A 15424-nucleotide genomic window follows, 5' to 3' on the forward strand; every position below is an offset into this window, starting at 1 on the left:
GCCGTCCCCCACGGGCGCCTGGCTCAGCGGTTCGCCGTCGAGCGGCGCGAGCTGATGCAGGGCCTCGTCGACCAGGGCGTCTCCCAGGCCGACATCGCCCGCGATCTGGGCGTCATCCGCCAGGCCATCCAGAAGATGATCGCCTGGTGACGCCCGGACCGGCTGGTGCCGCCTCAGGTCGCGACGGTGCCCGGCGCGGTGGACGCGGCGGGCGTGAGAACGCCGACGGCCTCCTTCGGGTTGCCCGCCGCGTCACTGAAACGGACGGTGCACGTCGTGGCACGGGTACCGGCCCGCCAGCTTTCGTCGGCAAGTACCTGCCAGCCGCGATTCACCACTGCGCCGCCGAAACGAGGCTGCCGCAGATACGGGTCCAGCAAGGGCCCGCAGGCGGCCGACGCCAACTCGGTGAACCGCGCCTGCGACGGAGGCTCTCCGCCAGGAATGTCGGCCAGGGTCGCTGGTCCGACACTCTGGGCGTGGTGCGGCTGCGCGCAGTCCACCTCGACGTCCCGACCCTCGCCGTCAAGCCGAAAACAGGTGCCGGCGGGATAGGTGAATGCCTGGTCGGCGCCACGTACCTGCCCTCCGAACACCGGCATTGATGTGTCGGAGTTTCGGGAACGGGCGATGAGGCCGCAGACGACGCGTCGGGTGCCGGCCTCCCAGCCGGAGCGCAACGGGTGGATGGTGCCGGCGGCGAACCGGCCAGCGGGATCGAGGGAATAGCCGAGGTATGGCGTGATGAGGGGATCGCAGTGCCGGCTCGCGATCGCGCCCCACTGCTCCGGGCCGGGGAAGGAGCGGCCCACCGGATAGGCCCGGCCGAGGTCCAGGTCGCCCACCGCTTCGAACAGGTGCGGCCCGGCACACGACACATCGGCGACACTGGTCTGGGTGTTCCGCTGATCCCAGGTGTAGCAGTGTCCCGACGTCCACCGCCAGCGGAGAAGCTCCGGTTCCTGCTCCAACGCCACCGAACCGGGCTGGGCGTGGGGTGCGTCGGCGCCGGCCCGGCCCACCGCCGGAAGGGCCGCCCCGGGAGTGCCGTCCAGACGATCGAGCAGGAAGGCGACGACACAGGAGACCAGGACAACGACACCGAGGACGGGGACGACGCGGTGTCCTGGCCATCTCCTCGGGGATGGCGACGGCGTACGGCCGTGCCCTGACCGTCCCGCACGCTGCCGCCGAGCCGTCTTTCGCGACGTGGGGTCGTCCGGCGAGCCGAAGCGGGCGAGCGCGGACCTGGTTCTGGCCGGGGGCTCGTATCTCGTCGCACTCCGCACGAAGTTCTCGTCGAGGACCAGGTCGGCGAACGGGTCAGGCTCCCCGGCCACCGCGGCGTCCTCGCTGTTCTGCGGCATGCCGCCCACTCCTTGAAACGCACGGGGCCAGTTTGGTCGCGACGAGTCGCGGTCTCCGCCCTGACCCGTGGCGCGGGAAAAGACAATCGATCCGCATCCGCGATGGATGGCCATGAGCAGGCGGATCGTCATATTAGCAGCGACATTGTCAGAGGAAACACGGTGGTTCCTCTGACACGCAGGCATCGGACGAAGCGACCAGGTAAGTCCTTGCGATCGGTGACCGAGATGCCAGGAGATGATCACAGTGAGATGCTGGGCAGGTTGTTCAGCGATGAGCCGCTGTGAATGTCCGCGTCGTTCGGCTCGGCAGCAGCCCGCGGCCGGTCAGATGTTCTGCTGGACGACGACGAGGCGGGCCCGCGGGCCGTCGGGGCTGCGCCAGCGGTGGCGCACTCCCCCGGCGTAGTAGATGCTCTCGCCGGGCGCGAGAACATGCAGGTCGCCGTCGATATCGACCTCGATGATGCCGGCGACGACGAAGACGAACTCCTCGCCTTCATGCACGAAATAGTCGTGAAAGCTGGTCGGGGCGCCGACGTACTCCACCGGCAGCATGGACCGCTCCCCGCGCACCAGGGTGCGCACCGACCCGCCGGGTGACGCGACGGCGGCGGAGTCGTGGCGCACGATGCTGACCGGTTCGTCGAGCGGAACGGGCGCGGCCTCGGCGGCGGCCATCAGCGCCTGCGCGGACGTGCCGAGCGCCGAGGCGATCGCCGTCAGCGAACGCATGCTGGGCCGGGCCAGACCGCGTTCGAGTTGGCTGAGGAACGGATGGCTCAGGCCCGCCCGGCCGGCGACGTCGACGAGGGTCAGCCCGAGCGCGCGCCGCTGCGCCCGCACGGCGCCGCCAAGGCGGACGGCCACCTCCTCGGCGACCGCGGTCACGCCGCCGCCTGGGCAGACACGGCCAGGGCAGACACGGTCACGCGAGTGCCGGGCGGCCGAGGGCCACGGCGGCGCCGAGCAGCGCCCGGTCCGCGCCAGGCGGGCCGACGATCGCCACTCCGACCGGCGCGACGTGGGGGCCGACGGGGTCGGACACCGTCGGGACCACGCAGCTCGGCAGGCCGTAGGCGCTGGCCGCGACGGTGCAGCCGAGGGTCGCCTGCCGCCAGGTGTCGCGCTGCGCGTGGCCGGCGGAGCGCAGATGGGCGGGGCCGGCGGTGGCCGGCCGTACGATCCAGGTGTCCGCGCCGATCCGGTCGAGCAGCCGGGCCCGGCCCTCGGCGATCAGCCGGCGGGCGGCCCGCTCGGCGTCGCCGTCGATGGTGGCGCCGAACCGGAAACGCGCCTCGACCTCGGCGTCGAGGGCAGCGGGGTGGGTGGTGATCCAGCGGCCGTGCAGCCGCCACGCCTCCGCGGCCTGCACGGCCCGGAACGCCACGAACAGCGCCGCCGCGTCGGGGTCCTCGCTCATCGGACCGACGACGAGCCGCACGTCGAGGGCGTCGGCGAGCCGGGCCGCGATCTCCACCGGGCCTTCCGGCGCCGGGGTCGCGCCGCGCTCGGCGGTGCCCGGCGAGGCGACGACGAACAGCCGGGCCGGTCTGGCCGGCAGACCCGGCGGCAGCAGGACGTCGCCGACCGCGAGCAGCACTCCGGCGTCGGCGGCCAGCCAGCCGACCGTGTCGAACGACGGGGCCAGGCCGAGCACCCCGCCGAGGGAGACGGCGCCGTGCGTCGGTCGCAGCCCATACAGGCCGCACACCGAGGCGGGCACCCGCACCGAACCGGCCGTGTCGGTGCCGAGGCCGAAGTCGGCCAGGCCGGCGGCGACCGCGGACGCCGGTCCGCTGGTCGACCCGCCACTGACCCGCTCCGGGGCCGCCGGGTTCGGCGGCGTGCCGTAGTGCGTGTTCGCGCCGGACAGCGCGAACGCGAGCTCGTCCGTCCGCGCGATCCCGGCGACGGCGGCGCCGGCGGCGCGCAGCAGGCGCACGGCGTCGGCGTCGGCCGTCTCGGTCGGGGCGCCGGCGAGCACCGTCGGGTTGCCGGCGCCGACGCGGTGGCCGCCGAGCGCGAACAGGTCCTTCACCGCCATCCGCAGGCCGTCCAGCGCTCCGCTGCCCGTCGGGGGCAGCAGCGGATCGCCGTGTTCACGCCACACCGACGACCACTGCGCCGACGACCACTGCGCTGAGGACCACCCCGCCGGCGAACCATGCGGCGGCGAACCGTGCGCTGGCCACTCCTGTGTTGGCGACAAGCCCTCGACGCCGCTCACCCGCCCGCCGCCGGGCGCGGCGGACCGGCCATCGGGGCGACGCAGGCGGCGATGACCTGCCAGCCAGCATCGCCGTACGCCCACACCTGGGTCTGCATGCTCAGGCCAAGCACCTCTCCGTCGACGCCGAGTCGTTCGTTCGTCGACACGGTAACGACCGTCTCGCCCGGACTACGCACGATATGCAGGTCACGTAGCCGCCGGGGGCCCGGCGTGGGGCGGGCCACGCGGAACGCGGCGAGCGCCACCGGTCCGACGAGCGGCCCGTCGAGATCGACCCGCACGACGTCGGCGGCGGTGGTGAAGGACTCCCGCTGGCCCTCGACGTCCCCGGCCATGAGGGCCTGTTCGTAGCGGACGAACGCGGCCCCGAGCGCGGGATCGAGCCCGGCGAGCGCCGCCGGGACGTCGTCCGGACTCCCATCCTCCGGCCCGGCATCGTCCAGACCGGAGTCGTCCGGACCGGCGGATCCCGGGCCGGCACCGACACCGACGGGGTCGGGAACCGGGGGGCGCAGGATGCTGAAGTCGGCGAAGTCGTGGCGGCGGACCGGGCGGCGCAGCAGGTCGGTGCCGGGGCGGCCGGGGGCGGTGCCGGCGGCGACCTGGTCGAAGGCGTCGGCGGCGCGGCGCAGGAAGTCCGGGCCGACCCGGTAGCGCAGCGTGTGCGCCGGGAAGATCTCCCGGACCGAGCCGTCGAGACGGGTGTGCAGGTCGCGCAGGGTGGCGGCGAAGACCTCGACGGCGGCGTCGGGCATGTGCACCCAGAAGTCGCCGGTGATGAGCGTGTCGCCGGCGAACAGCAGACCGGCGTGCTCGTCGAACAGGCACAGCGAGTCCGGGGAGTGCCCGGGGGTGTGCAGCACGGTCAGCGCGCGTCCGCCGAGGTCGATCCGCGCCCCGTCGGCGAGGGGCGCGGGCACCGGGCCGGCGGGGACGGTCCACGCGTCGGCGGCCGGCGGGACGGGGCGCGGCGTCGTCTCCGCGGTGAGCAGGTGGAAGAACCGTCCGTCGTCGTCGCGCAGCCGCTCGTAGGCGGTGTACTGCTCGCGGGCGACGCCGAGGTAGGCACCGAGCCGCGCGGCCGGCACCGGCGCCGTCACCGCGGCGGTGGCCAGCGGATGGGCGGCGACGTGGTCGAACAGCCAGTTGCCGCCGCGGTGGTCGTCGTGACCGTGGGAGTTCACGGCGAGGATCGGGCGGCGGGTCAGCGTACGGGCCGCCGTGTGGACGTCGGCGAGACCGAGGCCGGTGTCGACGAGCACCGCCCGTTCGTCGCCCTCGACGAGAAAACAGTTCACGTGACCCGGTTCGGCGACCAGCCAGGTTCCGGGCGCGAGTGGCCGCAGCGCGAACCAGTCGGCAGCCGGCAGCGGCGCCGTCACGTCAGCCGGCCAGGCAGGTGCCCGGTCGGGAGTGCTGACGGTGGCACGGCGGCGAGCACGGCGCGGTCCTCGTCGTCGGTGCCGGCGAGTGCGCCGCGGCGCACCAGGTCGGCGAACCCGGCGTCGGGGCACATGAGGGTCAGCGCGTACATCCGGCCCGTGCCGGTGTTGCGGATGTGGTGCAGCGAGGTCGGCGGCAGGACCAGCGTGGCGCCGGCGGCGACGGGAACCTCGGTGTCGTCGCAGACCGCGAGGCCCTGTCCGCGCAGGAACACGAACAGCTCGGTCGAGGCGGGATGGCTGTTCGGCGGCTGCGCGCCCCCGGCGTCCCAGGCTTCCAGCAGCACGGTTACCGGCGACGTCTCCGGGCCGACGAGCACCCCGAGGCGCACGCTGTCGCCGGCGGTGATGTGGCGCATCTCCAGCGCGTCCGGACCGATCACGGTCGGCGTTGTCGGCATCGGTGTCACCGCCGCCCGCCGGGCGCGCCGGCCAGCCCGGCGTCGGTCGCGGGCAGCGCGTCGATGAACGCGCCGGACCGGGCGACGAAGCCGAAGCACTGGGCGACGTTGTAGACGGTCGCGTCGTGGCAGAACGCCGGCGACGTCGTCGCCGAGCAGTCCTCCAGCAGGATCACGTCGTAGCCGAGGCAGGCGGCGTCGGTCAGCGTCGCGAGCACGCACTGGTCGGAGTTCACCCCGGCGAACAGCAGTGTCGTCACGGCGAGGTTGCGCAGGACGGCGTCGAGCGGGGTGTCGAAGAAGCCGCTCATCCGGTACTTGTCGACGTGCACGTCGCCGGCGGGCGGGGCGAGCTCGTCGACGATCGCCGCCGACCAGCTCCCGGCCTGCAACGTCGGGCTGCCACCGGGCCGGGCCGGCACGCCGAGGCCGCCGCCGGAGCCGTCGGGGTCGTAGACGTGGCGCACGCCGGGCGGCACGTTCGCGAGGTCCGGCCGGTTACCCCAGTTCAGCCAGACGACCGGCACGCCCGCCGCGCGCAGCGCCGGCAGGACGCCGCGCAGCGCCTCGATCGGCCTGCGGGCCGGCGCTATGTCGACGCCGATGGCGGCGAGCCAGCCGTCGGGATGGCAGAAGTCGTTCTGCATGTCGACGACGACGATCGCGGTGCGGGCAAGGTCCAGCGTGATCCGCTGCGGATGGGCATCGACGGACAGTGACAACGACGCGACGGGTCCGCGCCGCAGGTCCACGTGATCGGGCGATACCCCCCACGAGTTACGAGGCGCCCCCAGCCGGATGTCGACCACACGAACATCCTGCGTGGCGACCTTTTCGGCGGTATTTCCGCCCCGTTGCGCCGGCGTCGCACGCGCCGGGTCCGCCGCGGTCGCGCCGGTAACGCCGCCGACATGGGCCTATGGCAGCGTCACCGGCCGTGAATGTGCTGCACAGCGGAGTCGCGATCCCCACCGCCTCGCCGTACCTGCCGGCCCGGTCGGACGAGGTCGCCTGGGGTCTGCTGCCGAACGCGTCGAGCCGGCCGATCCTGACCGTGCCGTCCGGCCAGGCCGTGCTGATCGACACGATCAGTCACGAGGGTCTGCTCGCCGACCAGGGCAGCGGCCCGGCGGCGTTCTTCGGCGCCGCCGGCATAGGCGCGGGCGATCTGCTCGACGACGTGCTCGCCCTGGCCGCCTCCGGCCGGCGCCACACGCCGGACGTCGCCGGCCCGCATGTCGTCACCGGACCGGTCGCGGTCAGCGGCGCCCGCCCCGGCGACGTGCTGGAGGTCGAGGTCCTGGAGCTGACGCGGCGCGCCCCCTACGGCGTGATCAGCAACCGGCACGGCCGCGGTGCCCTGCCCGGGGAGATGCCGATCGCCCCGCCCGGCCTGCCCGCCGGCGCTGCCGTGCCGCCGGTGTGCCTGGTCGCGCACACCCGCGGCGAGACCGGCGTCCTGCCCGTCGGCGACGGTCGGGAGATCACCTTCCCGCTGCGCCCGTTCCTCGGCATCATGGGCGTCGCGTCGGCGACGGACGCGCCGGTGCACTCGGTGCCGCCCGGCCCGCACGGCGGCAACCTCGACATCCGCCATCTCGGCGTCAGCGCCCGCCTGTACCTGCCCGTGCAGGTCCCGGACGCGCTCTTCTACACCGGCGACCCGCACTTCGCCCAGGGCGACGGCGAGGTCGCCCTGACCGCCTTCGAGGCGCCGCTGCGCGCCCTGGTCCGACTGACGGTGCATTCCGATGACTCGGTCCGCCGCCTGGCCCGCACGCTGAGCGCCCCCTGGGCCGGCACCGCCGACCTGCACATCGTCGCCGGCCTCGACCCGGACCTCGGCGCCGCGATGCGCGCCGCCACCCGCAACGCGATCGCCTTCCTCGGCGAGCGCTACGCCCTGCCCCCCGAGGTGGCCCTGGCCTACCTCAGCGCCGCCGGCGACTTCGCCGTCAGCCAGGTCGTCGACCAGGTCGTCGGCGTCCACTGCTGCATCCGCCGCGCCGACCTACGCGGACTGATACCCCCCGGCGGACGGCCAGAACCGAAAGAAACCGCGGGGGATCGGCCGACGTGACGCCGCTCGTGGTGAGCGCGACCAGGTAGCCGAACACCATCTCAGATCCCGTCGGCGAGCAAGCACCGCCACCATTGCCGGCTGTCCAGCCGGGAGGCAGGTCCAGACGTTCCGGTCTCCAGTCGGGATGCTTGGCCCTTAGCCCGACGCTTCGCGCTTCCTCAACCTCGCTGGACCTGCCGTGCGGGGACATGGTGAACCCTTCGCGGGGTCTGGAGGGTGCACATCGACTGGGTGCAGCGTAAGGATCTCTTACACCCATCCAGGTCTTTCCGGTGGTCTTCGTCGACTGACCCTGACACTTTCCCAACACGCACAGCAGAGGCCGTGGAGAGTGCGTGCAGACCGCTCGCTGACCTTGGTATTTGCCAAGAGTTGATGGTGGAACGACCCGTAGCTTTCCGGTGTACTTGTGATGGGCGCTCCGGGCCCCCTCGCAACCAACTACCGGGGCTCCCACTTATCGGCCCCTGGCGCGCTTCTGCCCGAGGCGGGCGCGCCAGGGGCTCCCGGTCGCAGCAGAGAGGCCCACCCATGGCCGTGGTGTCCTATGAGCGTTGGTCCGGTGACCTGGTTCGACCACTATCGACATCAGGTCACCGGTCCACCTCTCATGAAATCAATTTGAGATCATCTCCAGCCGCAACGTCCGCATGTGACGAAGTATCTGAGATCAACTCGCGGTGAGTGAACCCCGCGGCGAGGACGTCGGAGGGCGAACGTTCCGAAGAATGATGCAAGCGGCACCGCGTCCTCAGCAGAGGCGCTCCCGCTCGGGTCCGGCGGGGCGGCTGGGAGGTTGACGCTCGCCGCGGGGCGCCAGCGGATAGCCTGAGAGGCCAGAGTTGCGCTGCGGAACTCGGCGGGTGGAGCGGGTGCGGTGATCGCGCCGGGTCCGTCGCTGGTCGTGGCGGCTCCCGGCACGAGCGGCGGAGGGCGATCCGGTGGTGATGGCGGGGCGGCAGGCCGAGGTTCCGTTGCTGCGCCGGCTGGTCGGGGAGGCGCTGCGGCGGCGCCGGCTGGCCCAGGGGCGCACCCTGCGTGATGTCGCGGATGCCGCGCGGGTGTCGATGCCGTATCTGTCCGAGGTCGAGCGGGGTCTGAAAGAGGCGTCGTCGGAGGTGCTCGCGGCGATCTGCCGGGCGCTGCACGTGCGCCTCGCGGACCTGCTCGACGAGGTTCGCCTCGAACTCGCCCGGGTCGAACCGCAGCCCGCCGCGCCGCTGCGTGTGGCGGCCGCGGCGCACGCGATCGCCGGCGAACCGGGCGATGCCCACGTGGTGGTTTCGGCGGTGACCGCGCGGGTCACGCCGACGGCCCGCATCGGTTTCACCGCCTGGGTCGGCCCCGTAACCAGTGAGGACGGAGCCGCTTCGACCGCGCCGGTGGCCGGGTCCGCGGCGCCGTTCGTCTCCCTGACCAGCGCCGTCGGCGCGGTCGACGCCGGCGGGCGGGGCGGGATGTGGGTGCGGCTGTCCGGTCCCGCGGACGCGACCGCGCCGATCGACGCGGCGGGTGTCTCGCCGAACCTCGGATCGTCGGCCCACTTCGTGGGGGCGCTCGGAACCGGGCGCATCGTCGTCCCGGCCGGCACTCGGGCCGCGTCGCGCCTGGCGCCTCGACGATCCGTGCGGCGTGCGTCGCTCCCAGCGGGCCGGCGTGGTGCGTCCGCGCCGCGCTGCCTGGCCCGAGGAAGGCTCGACGCCAGCGTCGCCGCCTGAGCGAACTCAGCCGGCCAGGGCGGCGGTGATCAGGGTGTCGGCGGCGGCGCGGGAGTCCGCGGCGATGGTGGGATCGCGGTCCAGCCGGGCGGAGAGGTTCGCGCCGTCGTAGAGCAGGTGCAGGCGGCGGCCCAGGGTCTGCGGGTCGGGGGCGCCGACGGCGGTGGCGAGGTCGACGAACATCGCCCGGGTCCAGGCGCGGAACGCCCTCGCCGCCTCGGTGATCGTGCCGCCGGGTGTCGCCTCGGCGGTGGCGGCGACGAACGCGCACCCCCGGTAGCCGGGCTCGGCGAACATCGCGCCCTGCGCGTCGAACACGGCGAGGATCTTCTCCCGCGGGTCGTCGGCCCGCGCGACCCGCGCGGTGATCCGCTCGGTCACCCCGTCGCGGCGGCGCTGCAGGTAGGCCTGGATCAGCGCGTCCTTGCTGCCGAAGGTCTTGTAGAGGGACGCCTTCGCGACGCCGGCCTCGTCGAGGATGCGGTCGATGCCGACAGTGTGGACGCCCTCGGCATAGAACAGCCGGCTCGCCGTGTCAAGCAGACGCTCGCGGGCGCCGCCTCGGGTGTCCTTCGCGGCCACGGGCATGACCGGTTCCTCGCTCTCACTGCCTGGTAGACAACTCTGTTCACTCTACGACGCCGCTACCACTATGACCGGTCCCACCTGCGGCGGACGACTGATTCACGACACCCGTTAGACAAGTTTGTCTCCTCGATGATAGACAGACTTGTCTGTTCACCACATCCGGTGGCCGTCGATCGAGGAGTGCCCCCGTGACAACCCTGTTGACCAGCGTCGCGTCCAGCCGACAAGCCCCGGTACTGACGCCCGGACAGGCGCCGAGCGCACGGGCGGCCGCGGCTGGCGAGATCCGCCGCCTCGCCCTGTACGGCTCGGTCGTCGTGTCCTTCCTCGCCGCCTCCGCCGCGCCGACGCCGCTCTACCAGCACTACAACGCCGTCTGGCACGGCACCGCGCTCACCACGACGACCGCCTTCGCCAGCTACGCCGGCGCCGTGCTCATCGGCCTGCTCGTGCTCGGCGAGCTCTCCAACCACGTCGGTCGCCGGCCCGTCCTGCTCGCCGCCATCGCCGCGCAGGCCGTCTCCGTCACCCTGCTCGCCACCGCCGGCTCGTTCACCCCGCTGTTCGCCGCCCGGATCATCCAGGGGATCGCCACCGGCGCCGCGCTCGGGACGCTGGGCGCCTCCATGATCGATGTCCACCGGGTCGGCGGGACGATCCTCAACGTGGCCGCGCCAGGAGTCGGCACCGGAACCGGCGCCCTGGTCGCGGGCCTGCTCGTCGGCTATCTGCCGTGGCCGACCCACCTGGTCTACCTCGTGCTGCTCGTGGTCATCGTGGCGCAGGGATTTGGAATCGCCCGGCAGCCCGAGACGGCGCCCCGCTCCCCTGGACTGCTCGCCTCGTTGCGGCCGCAGATCGCCGTGCCCGCGGCGGCCCGCGCCCCGTTCCTGGCCGCCGCTCCCGTGATCTTCGCGTCCTGGGCACTGCCCGGCTTCTACGCCTCCCTCGGACCGGCCCTGACCCGCGAGCTGGCGCACAGCCAGTCGGTGGCGCTCGGTGGCGTGGCCCTGTTCCTCGTCGCCGGCATGGCGTCGCTGGCGTCGGTCGTGTTCCGCAACCTCGCCACCGACAGGATCATGGTGTTCGGCATCGCCATGCTGGCCGCCGGCGCCGTCGGCGCGGCCGGCGCGATCACCGCCGGATCCGTCACGGGCTATCTGGTCGCGACAGCCGTCGCCGGCGTCGGCTTCGGCTCCAGCCTGCAGGGCGGCGTTCGCACCGTGACGCCCCTCGCGTCACCCGAGCAGCGCCCGGGTCTGCTCTCGGCCGTGTTCGTGGTCTCCTACGCCGGCCTGGGCATTCCCGCCGTGATCGCGGGGTTCCTGGTCAGCCGTGGCCACGATCTGCGTCATGTCGCGGTCGGCTACCTCCTCGCGCTGCTCCTGCTGGCCGGCGCAGCAGCGGTGAGCCTCGCTCGCACAGCCTCCCGCCGCGGCTGACCCTCGCGACGGGGCCGGCGCCCAGGCCGGCGGACGTTGGCGCCAGGCGTCAGTGTCAGCCGGCGCGACCGTCAGCCGGTCTCCGCACGGCCCGCGCGGTCACCGGCGGACGTACCAGCCACCCGTCCGCAACGCGGTGAATCCGGCATTGCGCGGCGAGGCGGCGCTGTTCGGCAGGGCCGACCGCACACCGTCCGATTCACCGGAAAAACAATTCCTCGGGCGCCGTTTTCTCGACCGCTCGACGGTAAGCGCCCGGTGCCACGGAAATACGCTCCGCGACTGGTAACGTGCCGGCGGCAGCCACCCGAGGAGGGCGTACGGACATGGCGGAGCAGATGGCGCGGAATGTCGGCCCGGCGGGCATTGATGTGGCCTATGAGCGGATCGGTCATCCGCTCGATCCGGCGGTTGTGCTGATAATGGGCGGCGGCGCGCAGCTCGTCGGCTGGCACGACGCGTTCTGCGCCGAGCTCGCCGGCCGCGGCCTGCAGCTCATCCGGTTCGACAACCGCGACGCCGGGCACTCGACCCATCTGGGCGAGCTGCCCATGCCGGATCTGGCCGCCCCCGGCGCCCAGGAGATCGATTTCGTGCCGTACACGCTGTCGGACCTCGCCGCCGACACCGTCGGGCTGCTCGACGCGCTCGGGTTCGCCGAGGCGCACCTCGTCGGCGCGTCCCTCGGCGCGCTGGTCGCGCAGACGGCGGCGATCGAGCATCCCGCCCGGGTCCGCTCGCTGACCTCGATGATGGCCACGACCGGTGATCCCACGGTGGGTCAGCCTGATCCGCGGGTCGTCGGCGGCCTGGGCACCCCGCCCATGGACCGCGCCGGCTACGTCGACTGGCAGGTCCGCGCCATGCGGGCGGTCGGCTCGCCCGGTTTCCCGCTCGACGAGGGGGACGTCGCCGAGCGTGCCGCCCGCACCTTCGACCGTGGCTACGACCTGGCCGGCGCTGTTCGCCAGTCGATCGCCGTGCTCGCCTCCGGGGACCGTACGGCCCGGCTGCGCGAGCTGCGGGTGCCGACGCTGGTGATCCATGGCGCCGCCGATCCGATGTGCGACGTCAGCGGTGGGCGAGCCACCGCGGCCGCCATCCCCGGCGCCGAGCTCGCGGTCTTCGAGGGGATGGGCCACAGCCTGCCCCGCTCGCTGTGGCCGGCGTTCGCGGACCGGATCGCCGGCCTCGTCCACCGTGCCGCGGCCGGCGTACCCACCCGCTGACGCGGCATTCGGCCGGCGGTCACGCGAACGGTCCGGCCGGTATTTCACCCGGCGTCGGTCAACATTTCTGCTGGTCAGCCGGTCGAATCGCATTGTCGGCCCGATCGTCGGCCGGCAAACCCGCGGAACCGGTGGATGATCGCGGCCCGTCTGGATAATGTGAGTGGCGCCGGCCAGCGATTCCCGCCGGAATCCGCCGGTGCGGATTCCCGGGTCTTGCGGCGAGACATCCGCCGCGCCTGTCCGTGCGCTGTCGTGGGCATCGGATCGTCGATCGGCGGAACATGGACGGATTACGTGTGGTGCCCTGGAAACGCTACGGGCATGACCGGCTCTATGTGAACCTGCCCGACGGTCGCACCGCCGCCTGCCTCGACCGCCGCAGCGGCCACCTCTCGCTGGTCGGCGACGTCGACGAGCAGGCCATCCGCGCCGCTCTTGCCCCGCACCTGACGGCGACCTCGCCCTCGACCACGGCGAACAGCACGGTCCCGGCGAACAGCACGGTCCCGGCCAGCCTCACAGACCCCATCAGCGCGACAGCCCCGGCCGAGGTCGCCACGGCGCGGAAGGCGCGGGTGGGCGGTCCGTCGGCGGCGGGGGATCTCGCGGCCAATCCGCCCGGCGCGGCAATCCAGGCGAAGCTCGCCGAGTTACGGCCGGGACGGTGGCGTGCACTGCTCGACCGGCTGCGGCGCCGCGACGCGCCGGAGACGGCCAGCTGGCGCACGGGCCTCGCCGGTGAGCGCATGACCGCCGCCGCGCTTGACACCCTGACCGACGGCGGCTGGCGGGTGCTGCACTCGATCCCGCTCGCGAGGAAGGTCGACATCGACCATCTGCTGGTCGGCCCGGGTGGCGTGTTCACGGTGAACACGAAGTACCACCGCGGCAGCCGGATCTGGGTCGGCGACCATGCGGTATCGGTCAGCGGCCGGTCGTACCCGTACACCCGCAGGTCCCGCGCGGAGGCGGAACGCGCCTCGACGGCGCTGAGCCGGGCCTGCGGGTTCCCCGTGGCGGCCGCCGGGGTGCTCGCCTTCGTCGAGGCCGACACCCTCACCGTGGTCCCGACCCTGCGCGACGTCTACGCCACCCATCACGACCTGCTCGGCGACGTCTTCGCCCCCGCTACCGGCATCTGGACGCCGGCGGAGGTCGAGACCATCTACTCCTGTGCCCGCGACCCCGACACCTGGCTCGACGTCTGAGGGCACCGGCCGCCGGCGTCGAACCAGAGGCCGGCGAGAAGGTCAGGAGTCGGGTTCGGCGCGGACGAGTTCACGCTTGAGGATCTTCCCCGCCGGCGTCATCGGGAACGACGCGCGGAACTCCACGATGCGCGGGTACTTGTAGCCGGCCATGTTCTCCCGGCACCACGCCACGATCTCCTCCTCGGTCGGCGCGGCGCCCTCCCGTGGGATGACGAACGCCTTGACCTCCTGACCATGGCGTTCGTCTGCGACACCGACGACCGCGACGAGGCTGACATCCGGATGGGTCAGCAGAATCTCCTCGACCTCCCGCGGGTACACGTTGTATCCGCCGCGGATCACCAGGTCCTTGAGGCGGTCGATGAGGTAGAGGAAGCCGTCCTCGTCGAGCCGGCCGATGTCACCGGTGCGGAACCAGCCCTGGGCGTCGATCGCCGCCGCGGTCGCCGCCGGCTGGCCGAGATAGCCGACCATCACGTTGTGGCCGCGCACGCAGACCTCCCCCGGTTCCCCGGCGGCGGCCTCCCTGCCGTCGTCCCCGACGATCCGCACCTCCACTCCCCACGCCGGCAGCCCGACCGATCCCGGCCTGCGCGGCCGGTCCAGCCGGTTGAACGTCGCCATCGGGCTCGTCTCCGACAGTCCGTATCCCTCGACGATCGGCACCCCGAAACGTTCCTCGAAGTCGCGAAGCAGTTCGACCGGCAACGCCGATCCCCCGGACACGCAGATACGTAGATTGCCGGCGATCCGCGCCAGGTCGAAATGTTCCGCGGACGAACAGGTGAACAAGGACCAGTACATGGTCGGCACGCCGGCGAAGAAGGTGACGTCCTCACGTTCCAGACAGGCGAGCGCGTTCTCGGGCTCGAATCGCGCGAGCAGGACGAGCGTGGATCCGCTGGCGAATCCCGCCAGCAGGTGGATGGTCTGGGCATAGGCGTGGAACAGCGGCAGGCACACCAGGTGGATGTCGGGCCCGAGGGTCCGGAAGACCTGGTTGCACACCAGCGCGTTCTGCACCAGGTTGCTGTGGGAGAGCTGCGCCCCCTTGGGCCGGCCCGTCGTGCCGCTGGTGTAGAGCACCACGGCGACGTCGTTCGGCTCGGTCGGCACCGTGTCGAAATCCGCCGGTGCGCCGCGGGTGAACTCCGCCAGCGTCGGCGCGTCCGGCCACGGCGAGACACCCGCCGGGTCGGCTGTGACCAGGACGAACGTCGCGCAGCCGGGCACGGCGGCGAACCCGGCCCAGCCCGCCTCACCGCAGGGAAGGACGTCCGTTCCCTCGAAGCAGAAGTACGCCGTCGCCGCGGAATCCTCGAGCTGGTGGATGATTTCCTTCGCGGTCAGCAGGATGTTCAGCGGGACGACTGTCGCGCCCGCCTTGAGGATCCCGAAGTACACGACGGCGAAAGCCGGGATGTTGGGGCAGCCGAGCGCGATCCTGTCGCCTGGTCCGACACCGCGAGCGGCGAGCGCCGACGCGAGCTGGCTCGCCGCCGCGTTCACCTCCCGGTAGGAGAGCCGGCGCTCGCCCGCGACCAGCGCGGACTGTTCCGGCGTCTCCCGCGCGGCGGTTTCCAGAACCACAGCCAGGTTGAGCATGGAAAACCTCCTCCGGGGCATCGACGGTCAGCCGCCGCGCCGGCACGAGGAGATGACCGGCCGCCCCCTTTCCATCGCGGTGCCGCCACGGTGCTCGTGCGG

General features: G+C 72.8%; 13 protein-coding genes. 5 read left to right on the forward strand and 8 right to left on the reverse strand.

Annotated features, from left to right (window positions below; all coding sequences use genetic code 11):
- Positions 1–173 precede the first annotated feature (173 nt).
- From MXD60_RS02955 to MXD60_RS02980, 6 genes are all read right to left on the reverse strand, one after another.
- A complete protein-coding gene (locus MXD60_RS02955; protein WP_248817372.1) occupies positions 174–1367 on the reverse strand; it encodes a septum formation family protein in 1194 nt (397 codons plus the stop codon).
- Positions 1368–1694: 327 nt separating this feature from the next.
- Positions 1695–2258 (reverse strand): helix-turn-helix domain-containing protein, encoded by a 564-nt coding sequence (locus MXD60_RS02960; RefSeq protein ID WP_248817373.1) that lies wholly within the window; start codon positions 2256–2258, stop codon positions 1695–1697.
- A gap of 37 nt (positions 2259–2295) precedes the next feature.
- Positions 2296–3480: an amidase family protein gene (locus tag MXD60_RS02965; protein ID WP_248817374.1), complete on the reverse strand. Its 1185-nt coding sequence runs from the start codon at positions 3478–3480 to the stop codon at positions 2296–2298.
- A gap of 113 nt (positions 3481–3593) precedes the next feature.
- Positions 3594–4982 carry an AtzH-like domain-containing protein gene (locus tag MXD60_RS02970; protein WP_248817375.1) on the reverse strand — a complete coding sequence of 463 codons (1389 nt, stop codon included), beginning with the start codon at positions 4980–4982 and terminating at the stop codon, positions 3594–3596.
- Positions 4979–5443 carry a cupin domain-containing protein gene (locus MXD60_RS02975; RefSeq protein WP_248817376.1) on the reverse strand — a complete coding sequence of 155 codons (465 nt, stop codon included), beginning with the start codon at positions 5441–5443 and terminating at the stop codon, positions 4979–4981. Before MXD60_RS02975 ends, MXD60_RS02970 begins: the two co-directional genes overlap by 4 nt.
- 5 nt (positions 5444–5448) lie before the next feature.
- A complete protein-coding gene (locus tag MXD60_RS02980; protein WP_248817377.1) occupies positions 5449–6252 on the reverse strand; it encodes a cysteine hydrolase family protein in 804 nt (267 codons plus the stop codon).
- 110 nt (positions 6253–6362) lie between these two features.
- Here MXD60_RS02980 and MXD60_RS02985 point away from each other — a divergent pair, with 110 nt between their 5' ends.
- Positions 6363–7523 (forward strand): acetamidase/formamidase family protein, encoded by a 1161-nt coding sequence (locus MXD60_RS02985; protein ID WP_248817378.1) that lies wholly within the window; start codon positions 6363–6365, stop codon positions 7521–7523.
- Positions 7524–8473: 950 nt separating this feature from the next.
- Positions 8474–9244: a helix-turn-helix domain-containing protein gene (locus MXD60_RS29680; RefSeq protein ID WP_283097699.1), complete on the forward strand. Its 771-nt coding sequence runs from the start codon at positions 8474–8476 to the stop codon at positions 9242–9244.
- A gap of 6 nt (positions 9245–9250) precedes the next feature.
- Here MXD60_RS29680 and MXD60_RS28505 read toward each other — a convergent pair whose 3' ends face one another.
- On the reverse strand, positions 9251–9832 hold the full coding sequence (locus tag MXD60_RS28505) for a TetR/AcrR family transcriptional regulator (RefSeq protein WP_283097671.1): 582 nt from the start codon (positions 9830–9832) through the stop codon (positions 9251–9253).
- Positions 9833–10020: 188 nt separating this feature from the next.
- On the opposite strand from MXD60_RS28505, the gene MXD60_RS03000 reads away from it, so the two are divergent.
- From MXD60_RS03000 to MXD60_RS03010, 3 genes are all read left to right on the forward strand, one after another.
- The gene (locus tag MXD60_RS03000; protein ID WP_248817379.1) at positions 10021–11274 is read left to right on the forward strand and encodes an MFS transporter; all 1254 of its coding nucleotides are present in this window, start codon (positions 10021–10023) and stop codon (positions 11272–11274) included.
- 326 nt (positions 11275–11600) lie between these two features.
- The gene (locus MXD60_RS03005) at positions 11601–12503 is read left to right on the forward strand and encodes an alpha/beta fold hydrolase (protein WP_248817380.1); all 903 of its coding nucleotides are present in this window, start codon (positions 11601–11603) and stop codon (positions 12501–12503) included.
- A 302-nt stretch (positions 12504–12805) separates the two neighbouring features.
- Positions 12806–13714 (forward strand): NERD domain-containing protein, encoded by a 909-nt coding sequence (locus tag MXD60_RS03010; RefSeq protein ID WP_308222348.1) that lies wholly within the window; start codon positions 12806–12808, stop codon positions 13712–13714.
- 42 nt (positions 13715–13756) lie between these two features.
- Here MXD60_RS03010 and MXD60_RS03015 read toward each other — a convergent pair whose 3' ends face one another.
- Positions 13757–15322, reverse strand: a complete 1566-nt coding sequence (locus tag MXD60_RS03015) for a long-chain-fatty-acid--CoA ligase (RefSeq protein ID WP_248817382.1) — start codon at positions 15320–15322, stop codon at positions 13757–13759.
- Positions 15323–15424: the final 102 nt, after the last annotated feature.

Origin of the sequence: Frankia sp. AgB32, assembly GCF_023243045.1 — a bacterium.
In the GTDB taxonomy this organism is placed as follows: Bacteria; Actinomycetota; Actinomycetes; order Frankiales; family Frankiaceae; genus Frankia.